Raw genomic sequence first — 24717 nt, forward strand, 5'->3', positions numbered from 1 at the left:
CGAGCGGCTTCCGCGGCCTGCGCTTCGGCGGCAACACGAGCGGCTTCCGCGGCCTGCGCTTCGGCGGCAATGCGAGCGGCTTCCACAGCCTGAGCCTCGGCAGCAACACGAGCGGCTTCGACAGCCTGAGCCTCGGCAGCAACACGAGCGGCTTCAACAGCCTGAACCTCGGCGGCAAGGCGAGCGGTTTCAGCAGCCTGCGCCTCGGCAGCGACGCGAGCCTCTTCGGCGGCCTCTTCGACGATCAGCGCCTCATTGACGATGACGGGCTCGAGTTCGGAGTCATCCTCCAGCACCAGCGGGCCCTCATCGGGCGTCACCAGAAGCACCTCGGGCGCTACGGCTGGGATCTCGACCTGGGGAATATCAGCGACGGGAGCGGGGGCAGCAGCGGCCTCGGGCTCAGGGATCGCCGGGGTGGCTGCGGGAGCCTGTGGTTGAACGGCCTCAGCCTCTTCTTTCTTGCGGCCGAAACCCAGCCAGGAAAACAAACCTTTTGCCATCTAAAAAATACTCACTTCGTTGGCTGACTGCTAAGATAGCCGTCCCTCGGTGGGGCGGCATAAAAATGAACCGCCTTATACTAACACTTTATTTTCTGACGACGAAACGCGATGCCCAGAGTGAAATCCAGTCCTAGCAGCCCCCACAAGAGCCCGATCCCGCAAGGGAAAGCAGGCTTTGTAAGAATCATCAGCGGTCAGTGGAAGGGCCGTAAATTGCCGGTCAAGGATGTGGAAGGACTCAGACCAACCACGGATCGCGTCAAGGAGACCATCTTCAACTGGCTGGCACCGCATGTTCGTGGCACTCGCTGTCTCGACCTGTTTGCCGGCAGCGGTGGCCTCGGGCTGGAAGCGCTGTCGCGCTATGCCGAGCAGGTGACTCTGGTCGAGATGGACAAGGGCGCGGCCGATCAGCTCAAGAAGAATCTGGCCGCCCTCGGCAGCCAACAGGGGGTGGTGATCCAGGCCAATGCGGTCAGCTGGCTGCAAGGCCCACTGACCCCTTTTGATCTGGTGTTCCTGGATCCGCCGTTTCGCCGCGAGCTGCTGCCCCAGGTGTGCGACTTGCTGGAGCAGCGCGGCTGGCTGGCACCGGATGCCCTCATCTATCTGGAGCGGGAAAAGGAGATGGGCGATCTGGCCCTGCCGGCCAGCTGGAAACTACTCAAGGACAAGCAGGCCGGTCAGGTCTGTTATCAGCTCTATCTGCGGGACACCAAGAATGACACTGCGGTTTAAACACCGTACGGGAGGGGAAATAGGCGATGGGCCCCTCCCCGGTCAATGTGGGCAACGGCTCAAGGACAAGCAGGTCGATCAGATCGGGTCTGCTATCAGCTCTATCTGCGGGACACCAAGCATGACGCTGCGGTTTAAACACCGCACAGGAGGGGCGATGGGCCCCTCCCCGGTCAATGTGGGCAACGGCTCAAGGACAAGCAGGTCGATCAGATCAGGTCTGCTATCAGCTCTATGTAAGGGAGATAAACGATGAAGCGCGTGTTTAATTTGTTGGCGATGGGCGTCTTGCTGTTCTTCTGGTTGGGGGTAGTGCTCGCCCTGTTTGGTACCCTGCCGGGCAAGTTGAATGGTTTTCTGCCGGTCTGCGGCCTGATCGTGGCCCTGATGCACTGGGTACAGGCCAGCCTCATCAAGGCCGCCTGCAAGCCCTACTTCCCGGTGACTCGCCTCGAATTCACCCAGGTATTGGTCTTCGGGGTGTTCGGCATGATGGATATCCGCGCCAAGCTGCAGGCCATCATCGATGCCAAGCAGAAGGGCGGGACTCCCCCTCAAGCCGACTGAGGCAGGCGCCTCGCATCCTGACCCTATCTGAAGGAGTGACTCGTCACTCCTTCACTTTTTTCCCCACGCTGACGCCCAGCTTGATGGAGAGCACGGCGAGCAATAGCAGCATGGCGATGAGGGAGAAGAAATTGCTGCCCAGCTCCGGGTATTGCACCTTGATCAACGCCGCATGGCCAAAAATGCCGATGAAAAAGCTGATCAATATGCAGGTCGGCGTATTTCCTACCATGGGTTCATGGCGATAGTGCTGGTAGAGCTGATAGGCGGCCAGCAGCAGGGCGATCAGGGGGAAGAAGGAGAAGGGCACGGCCGACTCGGTCAGCACCGACCAGAAGGCGTCACCACAGATGCCGATGAGCAGGGCCAGCAGCAAGGGTTTCTTCGGGATAGGGTTCGGTTCATGCATGGCAGTTCATCCTTGAGTTTAAGAGAGAGGTTCGCGCCGCTTGCGATTCTGGACCTCGGCGCCCATGGCGATCATGCGCAGCTGGCTGATGGTGCGATCCGACAGCGCCCGGCACTCTTCCGGGGTCATGTCGAGGGCATCGGCACCGGCGCTGAAGACGATGGTGACCATGGCTTCGGCCTGGATGTAGGCCTCTTCCCGTGGCGCCAACGTGGTCGCTTCCAGATAGTCGGTCAGCTCGGCAATGAAATGCTGGATCTCGCGGGCCACCGCCTGACGAAAAGCCGCCGAGGTGCCGGAGCGCTCACGCAGCAGCAAGCGGAAGATATTCGGATTGTTTTCGACGAACTCCATGAAGGTCTGTACCGAGGTGCTGATCACACTGCCGCCTCCGGCGATGCGCTGGCGTGCCTGACGCATCAGCTGGCGCAGGGTCAGGCCACCTTCATCCACCAGGGTCAGCCCCAGCTCTTCCATGTCACGAAAATGGCGATAGAAGGAGGTCGGCGCTATGCCCGCTTCTCGGGCGACTTCCCGCAGACTGAGGTTGGAAAAGCTGCGGTTGGCACAGAGTTGACTGAACGCCGCGTCGATCAGCGTACGCCGGGTTTTTTCTTTTTGTTGCGCGCGAATACCCACGAAAACAGTCACCTTGGAGGTTAGCGAGGCCAAATGATAACCCGAAGGCAGGGCCGGGATCCGGTTTGTCTCCGACTTTTTTATCATTGACCCCCATTCCGGCCCCATGGAGAATAGAGTACAGCTGTTCGCTGAAAGGAGCCGAGTAAAATGGAACGCCCCCCGATCATCATGACCAACACCCTGCTGTTTGCCCTCTCCGGGCTGACCGCACTGATTGCTGTGCCCTGGTACGGATTGAGCCACGGCTACGACCTCTGGCAGTGGAGCTGCTTCCTGTTGCTGTTCTGCTACTGCGGCATCTCGATCACCGCCGGCTATCATCGGCTCTGGTCGCACAAGGCCTACAAGGCGCACCCGATCCTGCAATGGTTCTTCGCCATCGGCGGCGCCCTCGCCCTGCAAAACTCGGTGCTGCACTGGTCATCCGATCACCGTCGCCATCATCGCCACGTGGATGACAATCAGCAGGATCCTTACAGCGCGGGCCGCGGTTTCTGGTACTCCCACATCGGCTGGATGCTGCGGGAATACCAGCGCGAGCGCTACCACGATTACAGCAACGTACGGGATCTGCAGAGCAATCCCATCGTCGCCTTCCAGCACAAGCATTATCTGGCACTGACGCTGGCCACCAACATCGGCATCCCGCTGTTGCTCGGCTTGGTACACGGCGATCTACTCGGCATGCTGCTGCTGGCCGGGGTGCTGCGCATGGTGATGACACACCACACCACCTTCTTCATCAACTCCCTCGCCCACATCTGGGGCAACCAGCCCTTCACCGACCGCAACAGCGCACGGGACAACGGCATCCTGGCCTTCTTCACCTTCGGCGAGGGCTATCACAACTTCCATCACCTGTTCGAGAACGACTACCGCAACGGCATCCGCTGGTGGCAGTACGATCCTACCAAATGGCTGATCCGCAGCGCCGCCTGGTGCGGGCTGGCCAGGGATCTGAGATCCTGCCCGGAGGAACGTATCGAACAGGCCAGACTGGAGATGCAGCTGAAACGGGCCAAGGCCAAGCTGCGCAAAGAGGAGGATCGGGAACTGTGGCAGGCTTTGCTGCAGGAGGAGTACGACAAGCTGAGCCAGCAGATCCAGCACTACTACGCCAGTCGCAAGCGGCTGCTGGAGCAACGCAAACGCACCGCGCTGGCCCGCTACGACCGACTCAAGTTGCAACTGGAATACCGCAACCTGCGCGATGGCTTCATCGCCAGCAAACGCAACTGGAGTCGTCTGCTGGCTGGCATCGCCTGAGCCAATCGACCGAGGCTCAACCCTGTTCGAGACCGCCCCTAGGCGGTCTTTTCATTGGCACCGAGCAAGCCTTGGCATAAAAAATGGGGCGACATTCGCATGTCACCCCCTCGCAAATAGCATGTTCCATATTGGGCTTTGGCAATGCAGGGTACCAGTGCCGCTTCACGGGTTTCCGCTCCCGATCCGAGGCCATCGTCTGCCAGAACAATCTGACCGACCCGGTCCCTTACTGCCTTCACCCGCACGACAGGCTAGCCGCCGTGTTTGTCCTTGCAACTGAAATACTACGCAGTTAAATAAAATAAAAAACCGTTTTATGCGGACCTGTATGCAAACAGGATGCGCGGCCCCTGATTTATCTCTGGGCATAAATCGATTAAAAACAATGCGATAAAGTCTGAATCCAGCTTTGGATGGCAAACGTTATCCTCGAAGGCGCACAAGGCTTTGCGAGATCTCGCACAAGTTGGCCCCTCACAACCAGCGATGCAGCGGCAGCCAGTCGCTCAATCGGGCCAGCAAACGGCGCAGCGCCGAAGGGGGCGTCGCCACCGGGTGGATGGAAGCCTGCTGCCATTTGGTCAGCCACTGCTGCAATTCGGCGCAGAGCGGCGGGCATCGCAGATGCAGCATCAGCTCGGTATTGAGCATCAGCGAGCGGGGATCCAGATTGAAGCTGCCGAGCAGCGCCTCCTCTTCGCCCATCAGGATCAGCTTGGCGTGCAGGCTGGACCCCTCAGCCGCCAGCTCGAACAACGCGATTCCCTGCCGCTCCAGCCAGGGGCGGTGTCGACGATAGGCGCCATACACCAGCGGCACATCGGTGCTGGCCAGGGAATTGGTCAGGATCTCGATGCTCACCCCCGCCTGGCGCAACCGCTTGAGATGACGACGCAGGCTGCGAGTCAGGATCAGGTAAGGACTCACCAACCGCAGGGCGCCCAGATTGCCAGCCAGCTTACGGCCCAGCATGGGCGCCGTGGTCGGTCGGGATACCAATCCCTTGCCGGGCCGGTCAAACCAGCACTCTCCCTGCCCCTGATGCCAATACAGTGGAACAGGCTCCTCATCAAACAGGCTGGCGGGCAGATCGTAGAGGGCCGCCACCGCCGGCTCGGTCAGGGTGAGCAGGAAGTCGTTCACCACGCCTATCTCGGCGGGCAGCAAGGCACGCCGCAGCAGACGCCGGATCGGGTGACTCCAGCGGCTGCGCCAGAACAGATCGAAACCCTGTTCGGCCTGCAGGCAGAGGGGCCCCCGACAGACCAGATCCAGATCGACGAAATGAGGGGGCTCACCCAGGCCGAAATAGCGATCGCCGATGTTGCGACCACCAATCACCGCCTGGCGACCATCCACCAGCAGCAGCTTGTTGTGCATGCGATGGTTGATGCGCCGAAAGCTGAGCAGCCCTTCGAGCAGCAAGGTCAGCGGGCGCCAACCTCTGAGCCAGAACGGGTTGAACAACCGCACCTCGATGCCGGGCTGGCCCGCCACCATCTCCAGGAAACGGTTGTCGCCGGCATAGAGATCGTCGATGAGCAATTGGACCCGCACCCCGCGCCGCGCCGCATGCAGCAACTCGGACAGCAACAGTTTGCCGCTGCTGTCCTCCTCCCAGCTGTAATACTGGGCCTGGATCCGGCTGCGGGCACCGCGGATCAGCTGGCAGCGTGCCTTCAGGGCGGCTGTGGGATTCGTCAATAAGGCAAACTCGGCGGGGATCAAGGGTCATCTCCTTGTCATGAGGGCATGGCATAACCCAGGCAAGCGCCCCGCTTGCCACACCCCAAGGATCCGACTATGGAACAGTCCGACCGCCCCTCTCTGCGCCATAGGCCGCACGCAAGTCAACCGGATCCGAGCCCTGCCAGACAGCTGGCACCCTGGTACCTGCAGCACCGGGACAAGGGGTGGGAAGCGTTCGACAATGCTCATCAGGAGAGCCGCCCGGCCTGGGAGTAAGTGCTCAGGGTTGCACCGCCTCTTTGGCTTCGGAGATAGCCTCGGACTTGCCCTCCAGTTGGGGCAGACTGAAACGATAGGCCACGTAGTATTTGTAGATGGTGCCGACGTAGTTGATGGGCCCCTGGCCGACCTCGTTGGCCACCAACTGCTCCACGTTGCCAAACCAGATATTTGGATCCAACCCCCTCGCCTTGGCCTTGACCTGTAGCGCCTGCACCCGGTTGGGTCCCGCATTGTAGGCCGCCAGCGCAAATAGATGGCGGTTGATGTTGTCCATCTCGGGGTCGTTGAAATAGGTATCGAGGATGTGGCGCATGTAACGGCAGGCTGCCTCCACATTACCCTCCAGGCTGGTGAGACGGGCCCCGCGGATCCCCACGGCGCCGCCGGTACTCGGCAACAGTTGCATGATGCCGACCGCCCCCTTGTTGGAGCGGACATTGGGGTTGAGCCCGGACTCCTTGTAGCCGAGCGCCGCCAGCATCAGCCAGTCCAGTTGGTACTTGCTGGCCTGGGTCTCGATCACCTTGCGAATAGTGGACAGTCGCCCCAGTGGATCCGGCGCCAATATGTTGCTCATCTGCTCGCTCTGGGCCAGCAGGCGGCGCAGGGTCATGTCGCTGTAGAGGGTGCGCTTGCTAGCCTCCGAGATATAGGCGTTCACCGCCTTGAGCAACTCGGGATCGTTCTTGCGCAGGGCCCAGGCGCTGCGGCCCTTGTCGCGCAGCGGGATCAGCTTGTGGGCCTTGAGGCCCCCTATCATGTCGAGCCAGATGCGGCCCTTGAAGCTGTCGGTGACGGTGAGCGGAATGATGCCGGCCGCCACCATCTCCAGCAGATCCCCGTCCTGCAGGTACTCGGGCACCTTCTCTATGTAGACGGGAGGTAGCCCCAGCTCGCGAAACAGCCAGTTCAACTGATTGAGACTCTCGTAGTAGCTGGAGCTGGCCCGCACCCAGACTCGCCGACCTGACAGCTGAGTGATGCGGTTGAACCCGGGTAGCTCGCGCTGGCTCACCACCCACTCCTCGATAGGGGCGATAAGAGGCTGGGAGAAGCTGACCTGCTCGCGCCGGGTCGGGGTCACCGTCATATTGGCCGCCACCAGATCGCCGCGCCCTTCGGTGAGGTAATCCAGCAGCTTGTCCTGGCGCACCGGGATGTAGATTATCTTGAGTTTGAGTTTCTCTTTAGCGAGGTAGGTCTTGTTCAACCAGCGCTCGAAGCCCTGCAACTGATTGACCAGGATGCCGTACTGGGCGCCCTTGTCGAAGAAGAAGAAGCCCCGCTCATAGACCACCAGGGCCCTGAGCTCTTTCTTCTGCAGGATATGCTCGAGATCCCCGGCTTGGGGCAGGAGCTTGGGTTTGACGTCAGGGACCCGCGTGGGGGTAGCGCCGGACTGGGGATGGATATCCGCCGCCAGCAGAGGAAGACACCAGAGGGCCAGCAGGCCCCACATCCATTGCCGCATCTTCTCTCCTTCTGATGACAGAGTCTCGTCGGCTGGGTCGCCGGTGGATAACTCACTATAGAACGGAGAAACGGCTGAAGGGTCAATACGGCAGGCAAGCCTGCCGTATCATCACAGAGCTCAGAGTGAGCGGGCACGTAACTCGAAAATGAGTTTTTCGGCAGTGCAGGTAAATTGCAGGCGAGCCTTGAGGATCACACCATCTGGGCCCTGGCTCAACTCGCTGCTGACGTTGGCCTCGGCGGTCACCTGCTTGGCCAGTGCCTCATAGGCAGCCAGCTTGGCGCGGGCATCGGCTTCTGTCGCAGCCTCGATCACCAGCTCCATCAGCTCGTCACCCTCACCTATGATGGTGCCGATCTCGGCCATGCTGCCGCAGCTGTCACAGGTTTCCTGCACTATCTCTTTTACAGACATCATTCAACTCCTACTTATTTCGGCTGAGTGTCATCGTCACGCAAGGCCTTGCGAAAATCCTTGATGGCGGTGCCCAGATCCTCTCCGGCGCTGGCCAGGCGTTTGCTGCCAAACACCAGAACCACGACCACGAGCAGGATCAACAAATGCCAGATATGAATTCCACCGAGTCCCATGGGGATACTCCTGACTGATAGATACCGATTGGTTGTATCAAAAGAAAACGCTGAGATTGTTGGGCGAAATCAAGGCAGGTGCAAGTTTGTGAATCAATCAGCAAAAAAATACGGCGACCCATGGCCGCCGTACGAGTCAGTGCTACTTGTCCCCTCAACCGTTACATCCTGTACCAGCCGCCATCAAAGGCGAGAGACGACTCGAGCATAGAGTCGCCAAGATATGAAAACAAATGGTATAAATTCAACTAAGAAGTGAAGAGGATTCATATCATGCTGTTGGAACAACTCGGGCGAATAGACCTTAATCTATTGATTATCCTGCAAGTATTACTGGAAGAGCGCAACGGCAGCCGCGCCGCCCGCCGACTGCATCTGAGCCAGTCCGCCGTCAGCAAGGCCCTCGGCCGGCTGCGGGATACCTTCGACGATCCCCTGTTCGTGCGCGCCGCCTATGGGCTGGAACCCACTCCCCGCGCCCTCGCCCTGCAGCAACAGCTGCAACCCATACTGCTCTCCTTGGACAACCTGATCCAGCCTCCCGCCTTCGACCCGGCCAGTACCGAGCGGGAGTTCGTCATCGCCAGCATGGACAGCGCCTTCACCCTGTTTGCTCCCCTTTACCTGAGCGAACTCAAACGCCAGGCACCGGGTATCCGGCTGCGTTACGAGGAGTGGACCGAGCACAGCCTGACCGCGATGAGCCAGGGCCAGGTGGATATCGCCTTCACGGTGCGGGAGAACTGCATCACCTCGGATTACCGGCTGGACACCTTGCCCGGCAGCATCAGCCAGCGGCTGCTCGCCATCGATGACCTCACCTGCCTGGTGCAGCACGATCATCCGGCGCTGCACGAAAGCGGCTGGGATCTCACCCGCTACCTCGCCTACCCCCATGTGCAGACATATTGCGAGGGACGGGATCGCTGGATGCTGGATCACAAGCTGGCGGAGCAGGATCTCTATCGCCGGATAGAGGCGACCGTGCCCTCGTTCGAAGCGGCGCTGCGCATGGGGATGCACTCGAACATGATAGTGACCCTCTCCAGGCTCTACGCCCGCCATGCGACCCAGGTCTATCCGCTGGTGCCGCTACCGCTGCCCATCGCACTCGACAGCATCTCTCACCTGCTGATCTGGCATCAGCGCCACGAGGAGGATCCGGGCCATCGCTGGCTGCGAGAAACCCTGCTCGCCCTCATCATGAGCAAGCTGGAGACCTCGACCCCCAGCCAGTCCTGAGGCTCAGCCTACTCAATCGATATCAGAGAAATGATGAGTCGCGCCGCAAAGCAATCCACTTCGCGGCGCCATGGCGGATTAGCCCCGACCGGTCACGTCCAGGTAGTGATGCACACCATCCAGCAGCATCTGCACCGAGATCATCACCAGCAGCATGCCCATCAAGCGCTCCACGGCGGTGAGCCCTCGCTCACCCAGCAGCTTGTTGAACACCTCGTAGAACATCAGGATCACCGCGCTGGCACCCCAGGCCATCAGCAGGGCCAATGACCAGTCCGCCATCCGGGTCGGCTCCTGGTTCGCCAGCAGCAGCAGGGAAGCCAGAATTGAAGGGCCCGCGATCATCGGAATGGCCATGGGCACCAGGAAGGGCTCCTCGCCGGCGGCCAGCCCGGTCACCCCACCCGGGGTCGGGAAGATCATCTTGATGGCGATCAGGAACAGGATGATGCCACCCGCGATGCTCACCGCCTCCTGGCGCAGGTTGAGGAAACTCAGGATCTGCTGACCGGCGAACAGGAACGCCAGCATGATGGCCAAGGAAAACAGCAGCTCACGGATCATCACCTTGCGCCGCCGCTTGGGATCGACATGACGCAGGATGGAGAGGAAGACCGGCAGGTTGCCCAGCGGATCCATTATCAGAAACAACATGACGGCAGCGGAGAAAGTATCCATACAATTCCCGGGCAATGCCCAGGCCAAGCCTTTAACAGAGGGGGGAGAAGGCGAAATATAACAAAGGGCAAGAGATTCGGCGAGCACCAAGGCGGCGCCCGCCCTGGCATCAACCGTGCTGGCAGATCTTGTCGGCGCGGGTCTGGAAGCCCTGCTCGGTTTCGATGAACTTGCCGCGTTTGGCCAACAACTCAATCAGCGCCTCGGCATCCATCTCGCTGGCACTGCAGGTGTGAAAGCGGGCATCGGCGCCGAACTGGGTATCGATCGCCTGCTTGAGGCTGGCGCGGCTAAACTGACCGCCCTGCGCCAGCATCATCTCCATCACCTCGTGACCATGTATCGATTGAGACATCTTGAACCTCGTTAATCATTATATGAGATGCCAATTAAATCCCGAGTCGCCCATCACTATCTTGATGTAAGCCAATAAAGTGCCGATTACCCCCCTTCCGGGCTGGCCGTGAGCACCACTTTGTCGATAATGTGGCAACCTGAACAAGGGATGGCTACACTAGCGCCCCTTTTGCCATCGCAGACCGTAAATAAGGACATTGGCGTCATGCTGTTCCATGGATTGGCCCTCAAGCCCTGGCGGATCTGGACCCGCCGCCCGCTCTGGTTGAAGACCCTGCTCGGCATGTTGACCGGGATTGGGCTCGGGCTCGGCTTCAGTGAGCAGGCGCTGCTGCTCAAACCCCTCGGCGTGTTGTTCGTCAACACCATACAGATGCTGATGGTGCCCCTCATCTTCTGCTCCGTCATCGCCGGCCTCACCTCCTTGCTCAAGGGCAAGGCGCTGGACAGGATCGGCAGCAAGGCTATCGCGCTCTATCTGTGCTCCACCGCCATCGCCATCTGCATCGGCTTGATGATGGGCTGGCTGCTGGAGCCCGGCATGGGCGCCAATATGGGGGCTTATGAACGGGTGGGCATAGTAGTGCAGCCAACCCTGGCCAGCGTGCTCAGCCATCTGGTGCCACGCAACCCAATCCAGGCCATGGTGGATGGCAAGATCCTGCAGGTGATCGTGTTCGCGGTGGCCCTCGCCCTCGCCCTCAATGCCACCGGCCGGCGGGGTCGCCCCGCCATCCGCTTCTTCACTGCCCTGGCGGAGGGAATGTTCAAACTGACCCAGATGGTGATGACGCTGGCCCCTTACGGCGTCTGCGCCCTGATGGCCTGGATGACGGGTAAATACGGGCTGGATCTGCTGCTACCGCTGCTCAAGGTGATCGGGGCCGTCTACCTCGGCTGCCTGCTGCACGTACTCGGGGTTTACAGTGGCTTGCTGATCCTGCTGGCTCGCCTCAACCCGCTGCACTACTTCAGAAGCATTCTCGATGCCCAGGCCGTCGCCTTCACCAGCAGCTCCAGCAGCACCACTCTGCCCATCAGCCTGGCCTGCGCCGAGCGTCGGCTCGGGGTCTCCCCCACCATTACCGCCAAGGTGCTGCCTATCGGCGCCACCATCAACATGGACGGCACCGCGCTCTATCAGGGGGTGACGGCGCTGTTCGTGGCTCAGGCCTTCGGGGTGGATCTGCATCTGGTGGATTATCTGACCATCATCAGCATCGCTACCCTGGCCAGTATCGGCACCGCCGGTACCCCGGGCACCGGGCTGATGCTGCTGACCCTCACCCTCACCGCTGTGGGCTTGCCGCTGGAAGGGGTGGCGCTCATCGCCGGTATCGATCGACTACTCGACATGGCCCGCACCACGGTCAACGTCTCCGGCGACATCCTGGTGTCAGTGCTGATCGCCCGCAGCGAAGGGGAGTTAGATCTGGCAACCTATCACGATGCCAACGCGGGCGAGGACATCGACTTCACCCTGCGCTGATACCGGCGAGAGGCGGGCCTCTCCTCAAGAAGAAGCGCGGCTCCAGCCTTGGCCCGCGCCCTGATGAGCCATCAGTGATCGTGGGGATCATGATGACAACGCCAGCAGATATCGAAGTTGGCGCCGTTCTCCTCCCCGCACTGGCCACAAAGCCAGCCATTGCCCTGCCGCTGCTGGTAACGCTCGATGATCTTGCCCGCCTTGCCGCGATCCTCATCACGTACCAACAGGGTGACCTGCAACAGATCCACCGGCAACTCACCCAGCGCGCCCGACAAGCCTTCCCCACTGAGCCGCACCCGCACACCCTCGACCTCCAACGCCCCTTTCAGGGCGTAAGCCTCCAGCGTGTGGGAGGCCCGATACAAGTTAATCCACTGTTCCATGCCTTGTCCTCGAAACTTCTTGTCGATGCCGTCATGGGCACCAGCACCACCATCATGTCAGGGTGTATGCCTCCGGCGTGTGGGAGGCCCGATACAAGTTAATCCACTGTGCCGGATTTCTCCTCACTGCGGCTCGTCTTCATATCATCGTCACCACGTACTCACTTCACCAGCGAAGATCCGGGCAGCGGCCCGCTCCTCACAGCAGGCTGTTGATACCGTACTCTGCCCCATTCTCAACCAAAAAATCGATAAAGACCCGCAACTTGCTAGGCATCAAACGCCGCTCGGGGAACAGCAGGTAGATGGGCACCCTGGGCTGTTGCCAGTCCGGCAGCAGGGCGACCAGAGCCCCGCTCGCCAACTCCTCATGGCAGATCATCACCGGCAGCGCCGCCACTCCCAGCCCCGCCTTCGCGGCCTCCCGGGCACAGGTGATGTTATTGACCTGAAAGCGAGAACGCGGATCGACCAGTACCTCTCGCCCGTCTGCCTCAAAGCACCAATGTGAGGCGAGAAAACCACTGCTGACCGCCACTCGTTCATGCAGCAGCAGATCCTCCGGCCGCATGATCGCCGGGCTGCGCGCCAGATAATCCGGGCTGGCACAGAGCACTCGCTCCGTGCTCCACAGCCGCCGCGCCGCCAGATTGGAGTCGCTCATGTCACCGATCCGCACTATCGCATCCAACCCCTCGTTGATGGGATCCACGACCCGGTTGGTCAGCTCCAGCTCCACCCGCAGCCCTTGATAGGCTTGCAAGAAGTCAGCCACCAGCCGGCCCACCACCAGCTGCCCCGTTTCGATGGGGACGGCCAGCTTGAGGGTACCCGTCACCTCCTGCTGGCTGGCGCTCAGCATCAGCTCGGCCTGGGTCAGCTCCTCCACCGCCTTGCTGCAACGCAGGTAATACTGCTCCCCGGCCTCGGTCAGGGTGAGCTGGCGAGTCGAGCGGTAGAGCAGCCGTACCCCGAGCCGCTGCTCCAGCTCGGCGATACGACGGCTCACCGTTGCCTTGGTCATGCCAAGCTCGCGGGCCGCTGCGGTGAAGGAACCCTTGTCGACAATACGTACTAGAATCAAGGCAGCATTTAGGTCCATTGTCTCACCAGTGAAACTGTATATCTCATAAAGGGATACTAATCGAAACAGTCTGCTGGTGTTAGCCTGCGTTCCTCAGTTCAGGAAAAACCAAATCTAATGAGTCAACACAAGAAGATCCCCCTGCTGGTCGCGCTGCTGCTGGCCCTGTTCGGCATGCTGTTTGCCGCTTATTGGTATCTGCACGCCCGCTATTTCGAGAGTACCGACAACGCCTATCTGCAGAGCGAGGTGACCGGGATCGGCTCCAAGCTGCCCGGCTACATCAGCCAGGTGCTGGTGACCGACAACCAGGAGGTGAAGGCGGGGCAACTCATCGCCCGGCTGGACGACAGGGAATACAAGGCCAAGGTGATCGAGGCCGAGGCTGACCTGCATCTCAATCTGGCGACCGCCGAGAACCTCGCCGCCACCCGCACCCAGCAACTCAGCCTGATCCGGCAAGCCGACGCCAAGGTCGCCTCGGCCGACGCCGAGCAGGAACGCTCCCGGCAACAGGTCGATCGCATCGGTCAGCTCAAGCAACGCAACTACAGCTCCCAGGACAACCTGGATGAAGTGAGGGCGGGCTTGCGTGTCAACCAGGCCCTGATGCAGGAAGCCAAGGCCGCCCTGCAGGCTGCCCGCGAGCGCCTGCTGGTGCTGGATGCGGAGGCCAAGCAGAATCTGGCCAGACTGGCCCTGAGTGAGGCACAGCTGGAACAGGCGAGGTTGGAGCTCGGTTACACCGAGCTGCGCGCCCCGGCCGACGGCATCATCGGCAAGCGCAGCCTGCGAGAGGGACTCTACGTGCAGTCCGGCATGCAGGTCGCCAGTCTGGTGCCGCTGCAGCAGGTCTGGGTCGAGGCCAACTTCAAGGAAACCCAGCTGCAGAAGATGCAGCCGGGCCAGAAGGTGGAAGTGATCCTGGATGCCTATCCGGATCAACCGGTCGAGGGCATCATCGACAGCCTGGCCCCCGCCACCGGCGCCAAGTTCGCGCTGCTGCCGCCGGAGAACGCCACCGGCAACTTCACCAAGATAGTGCAGCGGGTACCGGTCAAGATCCGCATTCCCGATCCGGGTCAGTTGGCGGGCAAACTGCGTCCCGGCCTCTCCACCGAGGTGATAGTGGATACCCGCACCGCTGAACCCCAAGTCGCCGCGCACTGATGGAAGCCATTCCGCGTCGTAACTGGATCGCGGTCATGGGGGGCCTCATCGGCGCCTTCATGGCTATCCTCGACATCCAGATCACCAACGCCTCCCTGAAGGACATTCAGGGGGCCCTGTCGGCCACCCTGAGCGAGAGCTCCTGGATCTCCACCTCCTATCTGGTGGCGGAGATGATCGCCATCCCCCTGAGCGGCTGGCTCAGCCGGGGTCTGAGTGCCCGCCGCTACATGCTGTGGAGCACCGGCGCCTTCATCGTCGCCTCAGTGCTCTGCTCGTTCAGCTGGAACCTCACCAGCATGATCGTGTTCCGGGCCCTGCAGGGCTTCACCGGCGGCGCCCTGATCCCGATGGCGTTCTCCCTCATCATCAGCCTGCTGCCGCTGCACAAGCGCGCCACCGGCATGGCGCTGTTCGGCCTCTGTGCCACCTTCGCCCCCACCATAGGGCCGACTCTGGGTGGCTGGCTGACGGAGCAGTTCTCCTGGCACTACATCTTCTATCTGAACGTGCCGCCCGGCTTGCTGGTGATGGCCATGCTGGCCCACGGTCTGGACAAGAAGGCGGTGGACTGGGAGGTGATCAAACGGGTGGATCTGGTCGGGATCCTCACCATGGCGGTGGGGTTAGGTCTGCTGGAGGTGGTGCTGGAAGAGGGCAACCGGGAGGACTGGTTCGGTTCCAGCTTCATCGTGCGGCTCACCGTCATCTCGGTGGTGGCGTTGATCTTCTTCGTCATCAGCCAGTTGCTGCGCCGCCACCCGCTGGTCAATCTGCGGCTGCTGCACAGCCCGCGCTTCGCCATGGCCTGTTTTGCCTATCTGGTGCTCGGCATGGGGTTGATGGGTTCCATCTATGTGCTGCCGCTTTACATGACCCAGATCCACCACTACAACGCACTGGAAATCGGCGAAGTATTGATGTGGATGGGGCTGCCCCAGCTGCTGGTGCTGCCGCTGGTACCCAGGCTGGTGACCAAGATAGATCCCCGCTACCTGGTGAGTTTCGGCTTCCTGATCTTCGGGGTGAGCTGCTTTATGAACATGAACATGAGCGCCGACTACGCCGGGCCCCAGCTGATCCAGTCGCTGATCGTGCGGGCGCTGGGCCAGCCGTTCGTCATGGTGCCGCTCTCGCTGGTGGCGACTGCCAGCCTGACCCCGGACGAGATCCCCTCCTCCTCCACCCTGCTCAACGTGCTGCGCAACCTCGGCGGTGCCTTCGGCATTGCCATGATCGCCACCATGCTGGACAACGATACCCGGGTGCAGTTCAGCAACATCAGCAGCACACTCGCCGCCAGCAGCATAGAAGGGCAGAGTTATCTGCTGCAGCTGGCCCAGAGCATGATGGCCCAAGGGGCAGGTCCGGAGCAGGCCCAGTTGCAGGCCCAGGCCATGCTGTCGAACACCATCAACCGCGAGGCCGCCATCATGGCCTACAACCAGGTGTTCTTCGTGATGGGCGTCTTCCTGCTCATCGCCAGCGCCATGATGCTGCTGCTCAAGCAGCCACCTCCCAAGGCGGCCGATGCCGAGCCGCTGGAGGCATGACGCAGCAACGAGAAACGGGCCAGCAGGCCCGTTTTTTTATGGTCGGTTTGGCGTTCGTGCCGGGGTTCAGCCCGCCAGCGAGGCGGCGATCAGGAACTGCGCGGCGTAGTAGCTGCTCATGATCCAGGCCTTGGCGTGAGGGAAGGGTCGCCGGAATCTATCCAGCGCCAGCATGCTGTCGGAGAAGAGGAACATCAGGGCCCCCACCAAGGCGGCGGCGCTGCCGGCGGTCAGTGAGGCATGCCAGGCACCGGCCGCCACCCAGGCCATGGCGATGATCACCAGCATGTAGCAGAACACCGGGATCTTCATCTCACCCAGCTGACTCCACAGCATGCCGAATACCAGGCCCGCCACCGCCAGCAGCAGCAGGCCATCCACCAGCTTGAGTACCAGCGGTCCCTGGGCGAAACCGACGATATAGCAGAGGTGCGCGACAAAAAATGCCGCCAAGCCCTGAATGAAGCGATCTTTGGGCAGCATCAGCAGCACGTCGCCGGCCAGCGACAGGCAGAGGCCGAGCAGGATCCAGGCATGAGAGCCGTTATGGTCGTCACTCTGGTAGCCGAACGCCAGCGCGATGATAAACAGCATGGTCAGCGGCTTGCTGATATAGAACTGACGGGAGTCTGAGCCATAGGCCGCGCGGATATGCCACCAGCCCGATGCGATGATCAAGAAACTCAATAACATGCCCTGCTCCTCATCGATTGCTCGCGCTCGGACGGCAACCTCTTTAATGACTGCCAGATTAACAAATTCCCCCGCCCAGTGGCAGGGGTGTGCAGCAGATGAGCAGTCTACGCCTAAAGTCTAATTGCCCCGTCACCGTGGCTCGGGCATAAGAAACGGTCTGAAGGATCACCATGGAACAAACAATGACCAACTATCTGCCCGCTATCGACATCATGATGTGTCATCTGGGGATCAGCTTCGAGCAAGCCTGTGAACAGCTGGGCCTAAGCCCGCTGGAACAGCAGAACCTGAGTCTGCTGCAAGAACAGCAGCCAGAATAGCGATCCCAATATTGAAAACGGCGCCTCGAAAGCGCCGTTTTTATTTGCGGGTATCGGTTGCTGGCGAAATAGCATCTGCCCCCGGTATGGACATCATGATGTGCCACCTGAGGATCAGCTTCGAGCAAGCCTGCGAACAGCTGGGCCTGAGCCCGCTGGAACAGCAGAACCTGAGTCTGCTGCAAGAACAGCAGCCAGAATAGCGATCCCAATATTGAAAACGGCGCCTCGAAAGCGCCGTTTTTATTGGCCGTGCGTTACGCACGCGAGATCCGGCGCCGCTGCAGCCAGACCACCAGTGCAAACAGCAGGAAGCCCGGCAACCACATCAGCTCCTTGTGCCAGCGCTCGGTCGGCGCCATGACCGAGAGGATCTGCTGATCGAACTCCATCCCGGCCGCCGCCGCCGGACTGCCGAAGGTGACGCTGTCGATCAGCGTCTTGCCATCCTGCTCATACAGCGCCAGTCCCAGGTTGGCGAGGCGGGCCTCGCCATCCACCCCGGCCGGCACCGCCAGCAACACCGTGGATTGGCGCAGCTTGCCTACCGCATCCTCCCCATGGATCTGCAGTCGCAGGGTGCTGTCCGCCGCCACCTCAGCCAGAGTCTGGGCGAATTGGGCCGGCGGCGTGTCGCGGTAGGCATCGTGCACCATGTCCATCCAGAAGCCGGGACGGAACAGGGTGAAGGCCACCAGCAACAGCAACACACTCTCGTACCAGCGGCTGCGTGCCAGGAACCAGCCCTGGGTCGCGGCGGCGAAGATCAGCATGGCCACCGTGGCTACGATGAAGATCAGCACGCCATGGGCGAAGTCCACGTCGATCAGCAGCAGATCGGTGTTGAAGATGAACAGGAAGGGCAGCGCCGCGGTGCGCAGGCTGTAGTAGAAGGCGGTGATCCCGGTCTTGATAGGGTCCCCCTTCGATACCGCCGCCGCCGCGAACGAGGCCAGCCCCACCGGCGGCGTCACGTCCGCCATGATGCCGAAGTAGAACACGAACAGGTGCACCGCGATGAGCGGCACTATCAGGCCGTTCTGCTGGCCGAGCGTCACCACCACCGGGGCCAGCAGGCTGGACACCACTATGTAGTTGGCGGTGGTCGGCAGCCCCATGCCGAGGATCAGGCTCAGCAGCGCGGTGAGCAGCAGCATCAGCAGCAGGTTGCCCATGGAGAGGAACTCCACCAGATCCGCCAGCACCAGCCCGACCCCGGTCTGGGAGACGGCGCCGACGATGATGCCGGCGGTGGCAGTGGCGATACCGATGCCAATCATGTTGCGGGCACCGGCCACCAGCCCTTCCCGCAGGTCGATCAGACCATCGCGGGCCGAGCCGTAGTCATGCTTGCCGTCGGTACGCAGCCAGTTCAGCAGCGGCCGCTGGGTCAACAGTATGATGGTCAGCATGACGGTGCCCCAGAAGGCAGACAGGCCAGGCGAGAGCCGCTCCACCATCAGACACCACACCAGCACCACCACCGGCAGCAGGAAGTGCAGGCCGGACAGCAGCACGGCGCGGGTGTTGGGCAGCTCGGTCAGCGGCTGATCCGGATCCTCGGCGGGCAAGGGTTCATTGCTGGCCGCTATCTTGAGCAGACCCAGATAGACGGCCACCAGCAACAGGGCAACTCCCGGCAGGGCATAGTCACCCAGCGCCGGCTTGAGCCAGCCCAGACCATAATAGACCGCCATCGACAGGCCGCTGATCAGGGCGGCGCCGAAGGCGAAACCGGTCAGGCGACGCAGCCAGGGTTTGGGCTGATGATTGCCGATGGGCTCCATGCCGAGCTTGAGCGCCTCCAGATGCACTATGTAGAGCAGCGCTATGTAGGAGATGGTCGCCGGCAGGAAGGCGTGCTTGATGATCTCGACGTAGGGAATGCCCACGTACTCCACCATCAGGAAGGCCGCGGCCCCCATCACCGGCGGCATGATCTGGCCGTTGACCGAGGAGGCCACCTCGACCGCCCCCGCCTTCTCCTTGGAGAAACCGACCCGCTTCATCATGGGGATGGTGAAGGTGCCGGTGGTGACCACGTTGGCGATGGACGAGCCGGAGATGACCCCGGTCAGGGCCGAGGCGACCACTGCCGCCTTGGCTGGGCCGCCACGCAGGTGGCCGAGCAGGCTGAAGGCGAGCTGGATGAAGTAGTGACCGGCGCCGGCCCGTTCCAGCAGGGCGCCAAACAGCACGAACAGAAACACGAAACTGGTGGAGACCCCGAGGGCGATGCCAAACACCCCTTCGGTGGTGATCCACTGGTGGTTCGCCAGCGCGGTGAAGCTCACCCCGCGGTGGGCCAGCAAGCCCGGCATCCAGGGGCCGGCCAGGCTGTAGGCGAGGAACACCAGGGCGATCACCGCCAGGGCCGGGCCCAGGGCACGGCGGGTGGCCTCCAGCAGCAGTGGAATACCGATGCAGGCGGTGACCAGATCGGCGGTGGTGAGGTTACCGGGGCGCTGGGCCAGGGCCTCATACATGACGAACAGATAGGTGGCGGCACCTGCGGCGACCAGGCCGAGGGCGATATCGCCGAGCGGGACCCTGTCCCGTGGCGAGCGGCGAAACGCCGGGAACACCAGATAGGCCAGCAGCAGCGCGAAGGTGAGGTGGATGGCGCGGGTCTCGGTGTCATTGAGGACGCCAAAGCCCAGCATGAAGGGCAGCGGTGAGGCTATCCAGAGCTGGAACAGGGACCAGGCCAGCGCCAGTGTGGTGATGAGCCAGCCCATGAGGCCGAGGGGCAGCCGCGCGCCCACGTCCTGGGCGATCAGCTCCTCGGTGGAGAGTTCTTTATCTTGCATAGGATTTACTTCTGCCTACGAGTACAACAAGAACAACACCCGCTGCGACAGACGAGGCGGCAGGCGGGTGTTGAGGCGTCACAAGGGCCCTTGGGCCGTCAATCAGAGCCAGCCGCGCTCTTTGTAGTAGCGGGCTGCGCCTTCATGCAGCGGGGCGGAGAGACCCACCTTGATCATGTCGGCCTCTTTCAGATCGGCGAAGGCCGGGTGCAGGCGCTTGAAGCGGTCCAGGTTGTCGAACACCGACTTGACCAGCTGATAGACCACTTCCGGATCCGCCTTGGCACTGGTGGAGAGCACCGCCTTGCCACCGATGGACGGGGTCGGCTGATCGCTACCCTTGTAGATGCCGCCCGGGATCTCGGCCTTGGTGTAGTAGCTCTTCTCGGCCAGCAGCTTGTCGATGTCAGCGCCGGTCACCGGCACCAGCACCGCATCCGTGGTGGTAGAGGCTTCCTGGATGGCGCCGTTCGGGTGGCCGACGAAGTAGCTCATGGCATCGATGTTGTTGTCACCGAGCGCAGAAGCCTGCTCAGCCGGTTTCAGCTCGGAGACCAGGCCGAAGTCGCTCTTCTTCCAGCCCTTGACCGCCATGATCTCTTCCATGGTGTCGCGCTGGCCCGAGCCCGGGTTGCCGATGTTGACGCGCTTGCCTTTCAAGTCGTCGAAGCTGGCTATCTTGGCGTCGCGGCGGGCGAGGATCGTGAACACCTCGCTCTGCAGGGAGAAGACGGCGCGCATGTCATCCATGGCCCCTTCGGCCTGGAACGGCGGCAGCCCCTTCATCGCCTTGTACTGGTGGTCGGACTGCATGATGCCGAAGTTGAATTCACCGCTGCGGATGCCGTTGACGTTGGCCACGCCACCGCCACTGGCCGGCGCGTTGCACTTGATCTGGTGATCGGCGGCGCCGCGATTGAGGAAGCGGCAGATAGACTGGCCCGCCACATAGTAGACACCGGTCTGACCGCCGGTGCCGATTGTCACGAAACGTTCCTGCGCCTGTACCTGGCCGCCAAACGAGACGCCTACCAGGGCTGCCGACAAGGCACACGCCAAGGATAATCCTTTCATGTTTTCCATCCTTTTCATTGATTTATCTCACCCAACTCCCGGGTGAATATGAGACAGGACCCGCTCTGCGACGAGTCTGCCTATACGACCTCATATGAGGAAAGGGTCGGGCGCATCAGGCCTTCCCCAAAGCCACCATCATCCTGCGGTGAGATAATCAGCGTCATGCCGATCGAGGGTGATCCGACCACAAAATGGCCGGTTCAAAAGCGGTAACCACTCGATTAAGCACATCCCACCAACATAAATCAAACAAAACGGCAAAATGCTGGATTTAAATAGCGAGAAGTTTGAAGCGGATCATTAATTTTCTGATCAGGGATTAATTGAGTGCGCCAGCGGGCGGGACGACGTAAAGGGAAGATAAGATTCTTTTGCAGCCCTTGTCTGACAAGGGTTAGCGAGGCAGTTGGCTGTGCTTTATAACTTAAATATGGCGAGATAAATGATAACTATGATGCCCTGTAGCAGCAGAACCTGATGCCTCCGGTATTGGTGTCGCCGGTGGCGATTACGGCGAGCTTTATTAACAACTGCGCATCATGGCGTTGGGCCTTCTGAACCGGCAGAGCCGGTATCGAGACCGATTTCTGGATCCGGTCTGCACAGATGACAAAAGGCCCGGCTCCCCATGATCCTGGGTAACCGGGCCGGTTTCAGTCGAGGTGGCCCCTCAGCGGTTTATGCCTTTGGTTTGGCCAGATCCAGCATAAACGCACACGCCAGCGCGATGTCCTCATTGGCCTTGCAACCCCCCGGACTGGCCTGCGGCCAGTCACAGAGCATTGGCAACGGCCTTATGCCTTCGGCTTGGCCAGATCCAGGATAAACGCGAACTCCAGGGCGATGTCTTCATAGGCCTTGAAGCGACCGGACTTGCCACCGTGACCGGCGTCCATGTCGGTGCTCAGCAGCAGCAGGTTGTCGTCGGTCTTCAGCTCGCGCAGCTTGGCGACCCACTTGGCCGGCTCCCAGTATTGTACCTGGGAGTCGTGCAGCCCGGTGGTGACCAGCAGGTTCGGATAGGCCTGCGCCTTGACCTGGTCATAGGGGCTGTAGGCCTTCATGTACTCGTAGAAGCGCTTCTGGTTCGGGTTGCCCCACTCGTCGTACTCGCCGGTGGTGAGCGGAATGGACTCGTCCAGCATGGTGGTGACCACGTCTACGAACGGCACCTGTGCCACCACGCCGCGATAGAGCTGGGGCGCCTGGTTGATGATGGCCCCCATCAGCAGGCCGCCGGCGCTGCCGCCCATGGCGTAGATCTGATCCTTGGCGCCGTAGCCCTGCGCCACCAGCGCCTCGGTCACGTCGATGAAGTCGTGGAAGCTATTCTGCTTCTTGAGCAGCTTGCCATCTTCATACCAGCCACGGCCCAGCTCCTCGCCGCCGCGGATATGGGCGATGGCGTAGACGAAGCCGCGGTCCAGCAGGCTCAGGCGGGCGGTGCTGAAATCGGGATCCATGCTGGCGCCGTAGGAGCCGTAGCCGTAGACCAGCAGCGGGTTATGGCCATCCTTCTTGAACAGATCCTTGCGATAGACCAGGGAGACGGGCACCTTGACGCCGTCACGGGCATCGATCCAGAGCCGCTCGCTGGCATATTTCTCGGCCTTGAAGCCCGCCACCGCCTGCTGCTTGAGCAGGGTGCGCTTGCCGCTGTCCATGTTGAGCTCATAGGTGGACGAGGGCGTGGTCATGGAGGAGTAGCCGTAGCGCAGCTCGCTGGTGTCGGGCTCGGGGTTGTAGGCGAGCCAGGTGACATAGGCGGGATCGTCGAAGGCGATCTCTTTCTGCTCGCCGCTCTGCCAGTTGACCTGGCGCAGTCGGGTCAGGCCATTGCTGCGCTCCTCCAGCACCAGCCACTCCTTGAACAGGGCGTAGCTCTCCAGCAGCACGTCAGGGTTCGGGGCGATCACCGCCTTCCAGCGATCAACCGGGCTCTCCTTGGTCTCGTACAGGCCGAAGTTCTTGCCGTCCTTGTTGGAGCGCACGTAGAAGCGGCCACGGTAGTGATCCAGGCTGTACTCGTGATCCACCTGACGGGGCAGGAACAGTCGTGGCGCCTGGGTCGGGGTGTTGGCATCGATGAGCCGCGCCTCCCCCGAGGTGGTGCTGGAAAGGGCGATGACGATGAAGTCTTCCGAGGTGGTGGCGTAGAGGCTGACGTAGAAGCTGTCATCCTTCTCCTCGTAGACCAGCTGATCCTTGGCGGGATCGGAGCCCAGCTCGTGGCGATAGACCTGATAAGGCAGCAGAGTCTTGGGGTGCTTGCGCACGTAGAACACCGTCTTGCTGTCGTTAGCCCACACCAGATTGCCCGAGGTATTTTCCAGCTTGTCACTGGCCCAGTTGCCGCTCTCCAGATCGAGGAACTGGATCTGGTACTGACGACGAGACAGGAAATCTTCCGCCACCGCCAGCCAGCGATTGTTGCGGCTCACTTCCAGTGCACCAAGGGCATAGAACTCGTGCCCCTCGGCGCGCTGGTTGCTGTCCAGCATCAGGCTGGCTTCCTTCTCCCCCAGCTTGGTGCGCGAGTAGATGCCGTACTCCTTGCCCGGCTCATAGCGGGTCTGGTAGCGGTAGCCGTTCTTCACATAGGGCACCGACTCATCCTGCTGGGGGATGCGGGCCACCATCTCTTCATAGAGCTGCTCGCGCAGGGGCTGGGTCGGCTTGAGCATGGCCTCGGTATAGGCGTTCTCGGCCTTGAGATAATCCAGCACCTCGGGCTTCTGGCGCTCGTCATCCCGCAACCAGTAGTAGTTGTCGACCCGGACATCCCCATGCTTTTTCATGGTGTGCGGGTGCTTGGCGGCCACAGGAGGGGTAATAGCCGGCTGAATAGGGGTTTCGCTGGTAGGCATGGCGGACTCTTCATTGGCATAGGAACAGGGCACGGCGGCTAGGCAAGCCAGCAGCAGAAGCCCTCGGGAAAAGGTGAACATGTCGCATCCTTTGCGCGGTAGCAGGGTTGGCCAACCGGCAGGCCGGCGCCATGAACGGACGCTCAAGCTGCTTGCGCGCTAACAAGGCTAGCAAACCTGGACATCGACCCTGAGAGAATAAATTGGCGATTAATCTGCCCCTTGTCGCCCTGGGTTGCAAGTGATCCCCGGACATTAGGCCGAAAACCACGAAAAAGGGCCGCCATCTTGCGATGACGGCCCTCTCCTCTGGCCATGAGCGGCACGGGTTCGCTCAGGTGTGCCTCACATGATTAGGAATAGTGCCGGCTCATGACCAGTGTTCGTCAGCCGGGGTAGCTCGACCAGACTTTGGTCGCGCCCTCGTCACTGATACTCAGCACCTGATAGGGCTGGCCCGGAATATCCATGCCTGGCGCACTCTGGGGCATGCCCGGAATGGTCAGGCCACGGATCGCCGGTTTTTCCTTGAGCAGCTTCTGCACATCGGCGGCGGGTACATGCCCCTCCACCACATAGCCGTTCACCACCCCGGTGTGGCAAGAGGCCAGCTGCGGGGTGATGCCGTATTGCTGCTTGATGGGATCGAGCTGCTCGGTTTCGACGACCTTGACCTCAAAGCCGTTGTCTTCCATGTGCTTGATCCAGGTCTTGCAGCAGCCGCAATACTGGGACTTGTAGACGGTCATCTGCTCCGCCGCCAGGGCAGAGAAGCTGACGGTACCGGCCAGCATGGCCAGTAACAGGGACTTGTACATAACT

The 24717-nt window shown here is 61.2% G+C and carries 24 protein-coding genes and 1 pseudogene; 9 read left to right on the forward strand and 16 right to left on the reverse strand.

All coding sequences use genetic code 11. The features are described 5' to 3' along the window. Positions 1-503, reverse strand: a pseudogene (locus BN1137_RS22840) (signal recognition particle-docking protein FtsY); the annotation flags it as partial. 111 nt (positions 504-614) lie between these two features. Here BN1137_RS22840 and rsmD point away from each other — a divergent pair. Both rsmD and BN1137_RS06685 read left to right on the forward strand, forming a co-directional pair. Further along, positions 615-1244, forward strand: coding sequence for a 16S rRNA (guanine(966)-N(2))-methyltransferase RsmD (gene rsmD, locus BN1137_RS06680; RefSeq protein ID WP_050717828.1), 630 nt, complete (start codon positions 615-617; stop codon positions 1242-1244). 252 nt (positions 1245-1496) lie between these two features. Further along, positions 1497-1811 carry a DUF1145 domain-containing protein gene (locus tag BN1137_RS06685; RefSeq protein WP_042642774.1) on the forward strand — a complete coding sequence of 105 codons (315 nt, stop codon included), beginning with the start codon at positions 1497-1499 and terminating at the stop codon, positions 1809-1811. 43 nt (positions 1812-1854) lie between these two features. Here BN1137_RS06685 and BN1137_RS06690 read toward each other — a convergent pair whose 3' ends face one another. Beyond that, a complete protein-coding gene (locus tag BN1137_RS06690) occupies positions 1855-2220 on the reverse strand; it encodes a YijD family membrane protein (RefSeq protein WP_050717829.1) in 366 nt (121 codons plus the stop codon). 18 nt (positions 2221-2238) lie between these two features. Further along, positions 2239-2859, reverse strand: coding sequence for an HTH-type transcriptional repressor FabR (gene fabR / locus BN1137_RS06695; protein ID WP_050717830.1), 621 nt, complete (start codon positions 2857-2859; stop codon positions 2239-2241). A 150-nt stretch (positions 2860-3009) separates the two neighbouring features. On the opposite strand from fabR, the gene BN1137_RS06700 reads away from it, so the two are divergent. Continuing rightward, on the forward strand, positions 3010-4128 hold the full coding sequence (locus tag BN1137_RS06700; RefSeq protein WP_050717831.1) for a fatty acid desaturase: 1119 nt from the start codon (positions 3010-3012) through the stop codon (positions 4126-4128). Positions 4129-4605: 477 nt separating this feature from the next. Here BN1137_RS06700 and BN1137_RS06705 read toward each other — a convergent pair whose 3' ends face one another. Beyond that, positions 4606-5859 (reverse strand): phospholipase D-like domain-containing protein, encoded by a 1254-nt coding sequence (locus tag BN1137_RS06705; protein WP_050717832.1) that lies wholly within the window; start codon positions 5857-5859, stop codon positions 4606-4608. A gap of 75 nt (positions 5860-5934) precedes the next feature. Between BN1137_RS06705 and BN1137_RS22710 the strand changes: the two genes are divergently transcribed. After that, positions 5935-6096 carry a hypothetical protein gene (locus BN1137_RS22710; RefSeq protein ID WP_198150598.1) on the forward strand — a complete coding sequence of 54 codons (162 nt, stop codon included), beginning with the start codon at positions 5935-5937 and terminating at the stop codon, positions 6094-6096. 4 nt (positions 6097-6100) lie between these two features. Here BN1137_RS22710 and BN1137_RS06710 read toward each other — a convergent pair whose 3' ends face one another. From BN1137_RS06710 to tatA, 3 genes are all read right to left on the reverse strand, one after another. Further along, the gene (locus tag BN1137_RS06710; RefSeq protein WP_050717833.1) at positions 6101-7573 is read right to left on the reverse strand and encodes an MltF family protein; all 1473 of its coding nucleotides are present in this window, start codon (positions 7571-7573) and stop codon (positions 6101-6103) included. Positions 7574-7693: 120 nt separating this feature from the next. Beyond that, complete coding sequence (locus BN1137_RS06715) at positions 7694-7993, reverse strand: YfcZ/YiiS family protein (protein WP_408605530.1); 300 nt, start codon at positions 7991-7993, stop codon at positions 7694-7696. Between the two features lie 11 nt (positions 7994-8004). Beyond that, on the reverse strand, positions 8005-8166 hold the full coding sequence (gene tatA / locus BN1137_RS06720; RefSeq protein WP_042642762.1) for a twin-arginine translocase TatA/TatE family subunit: 162 nt from the start codon (positions 8164-8166) through the stop codon (positions 8005-8007). Positions 8167-8439: 273 nt separating this feature from the next. On the opposite strand from tatA, the gene BN1137_RS06725 reads away from it, so the two are divergent. Then, positions 8440-9408 (forward strand): LysR substrate-binding domain-containing protein, encoded by a 969-nt coding sequence (locus BN1137_RS06725; protein WP_050717835.1) that lies wholly within the window; start codon positions 8440-8442, stop codon positions 9406-9408. Positions 9409-9486: 78 nt separating this feature from the next. Here the strand turns inward: BN1137_RS06725 and BN1137_RS06730 are convergent, their stop codons facing one another. Next, positions 9487-10086 (reverse strand): YhgN family NAAT transporter, encoded by a 600-nt coding sequence (locus BN1137_RS06730; RefSeq protein WP_050717836.1) that lies wholly within the window; start codon positions 10084-10086, stop codon positions 9487-9489. Between the two features lie 109 nt (positions 10087-10195). Beyond that, the gene (locus tag BN1137_RS06735; RefSeq protein ID WP_050717837.1) at positions 10196-10441 is read right to left on the reverse strand and encodes a YecH family metal-binding protein; all 246 of its coding nucleotides are present in this window, start codon (positions 10439-10441) and stop codon (positions 10196-10198) included. A 207-nt stretch (positions 10442-10648) separates the two neighbouring features. Here BN1137_RS06735 and BN1137_RS06740 point away from each other — a divergent pair, with 207 nt between their 5' ends. Further along, positions 10649-11932, forward strand: a complete 1284-nt coding sequence (locus tag BN1137_RS06740) for a dicarboxylate/amino acid:cation symporter (RefSeq protein ID WP_050717838.1) — start codon at positions 10649-10651, stop codon at positions 11930-11932. Positions 11933-12003: 71 nt separating this feature from the next. On the opposite strand, the gene BN1137_RS06745 is transcribed toward BN1137_RS06740, so the two are convergent. Both BN1137_RS06745 and BN1137_RS06750 read right to left on the reverse strand, forming a co-directional pair. Beyond that, the gene (locus BN1137_RS06745) at positions 12004-12318 is read right to left on the reverse strand and encodes a putative signal transducing protein (RefSeq protein WP_050717839.1); all 315 of its coding nucleotides are present in this window, start codon (positions 12316-12318) and stop codon (positions 12004-12006) included. 199 nt (positions 12319-12517) lie between these two features. Next, on the reverse strand, positions 12518-13420 hold the full coding sequence (locus BN1137_RS06750) for a LysR family transcriptional regulator (RefSeq protein WP_050717840.1): 903 nt from the start codon (positions 13418-13420) through the stop codon (positions 12518-12520). Positions 13421-13519: 99 nt separating this feature from the next. Here BN1137_RS06750 and BN1137_RS06755 point away from each other — a divergent pair, with 99 nt between their 5' ends. Further along, positions 13520-14572, forward strand: a complete 1053-nt coding sequence (locus BN1137_RS06755; RefSeq protein ID WP_050717841.1) for an HlyD family secretion protein — start codon at positions 13520-13522, stop codon at positions 14570-14572. Then, positions 14572-16125, forward strand: coding sequence for a DHA2 family efflux MFS transporter permease subunit (locus tag BN1137_RS06760; RefSeq protein WP_050717842.1), 1554 nt, complete (start codon positions 14572-14574; stop codon positions 16123-16125). The genes BN1137_RS06755 and BN1137_RS06760 overlap by 1 nt, the downstream gene beginning before the upstream one ends. 66 nt (positions 16126-16191) lie before the next feature. On the opposite strand, the gene BN1137_RS06765 is transcribed toward BN1137_RS06760, so the two are convergent. Beyond that, positions 16192-16818, reverse strand: coding sequence for a lysoplasmalogenase (locus tag BN1137_RS06765; RefSeq protein WP_050717843.1), 627 nt, complete (start codon positions 16816-16818; stop codon positions 16192-16194). Between the two features lie 173 nt (positions 16819-16991). Between BN1137_RS06765 and BN1137_RS22360 the strand changes: the two genes are divergently transcribed. Beyond that, positions 16992-17141, forward strand: a complete 150-nt coding sequence (locus BN1137_RS22360; protein ID WP_157433652.1) for a hypothetical protein — start codon at positions 16992-16994, stop codon at positions 17139-17141. A 257-nt stretch (positions 17142-17398) separates the two neighbouring features. Here the strand turns inward: BN1137_RS22360 and BN1137_RS06770 are convergent, their stop codons facing one another. The 4 genes from BN1137_RS06770 to BN1137_RS06785 all read right to left on the reverse strand — a co-directional run bounded on the left by BN1137_RS06770 (position 17399) and on the right by BN1137_RS06785 (position 24713). Beyond that, a complete protein-coding gene (locus tag BN1137_RS06770; protein ID WP_050717844.1) occupies positions 17399-19951 on the reverse strand; it encodes a TRAP transporter permease in 2553 nt (850 codons plus the stop codon). Between the two features lie 102 nt (positions 19952-20053). Then, entirely contained in the window at positions 20054-21025 is a 972-nt protein-coding gene (locus tag BN1137_RS06775) for a TAXI family TRAP transporter solute-binding subunit (protein ID WP_050717845.1), read from the reverse strand. Between the two features lie 797 nt (positions 21026-21822). Beyond that, positions 21823-23976, reverse strand: a complete 2154-nt coding sequence (locus BN1137_RS06780) for a S9 family peptidase (protein ID WP_050717846.1) — start codon at positions 23974-23976, stop codon at positions 21823-21825. 305 nt (positions 23977-24281) lie between these two features. After that, a complete protein-coding gene (locus BN1137_RS06785) occupies positions 24282-24713 on the reverse strand; it encodes a DUF411 domain-containing protein (protein ID WP_050717847.1) in 432 nt (143 codons plus the stop codon). Between the last annotated feature and the right edge of the window lie 4 nt (positions 24714-24717).

Origin of the sequence: Aeromonas tecta, from assembly GCF_000820185.1 — a bacterium.
GTDB lineage: Bacteria > Pseudomonadota > Gammaproteobacteria > Enterobacterales > Aeromonadaceae > Aeromonas > Aeromonas tecta.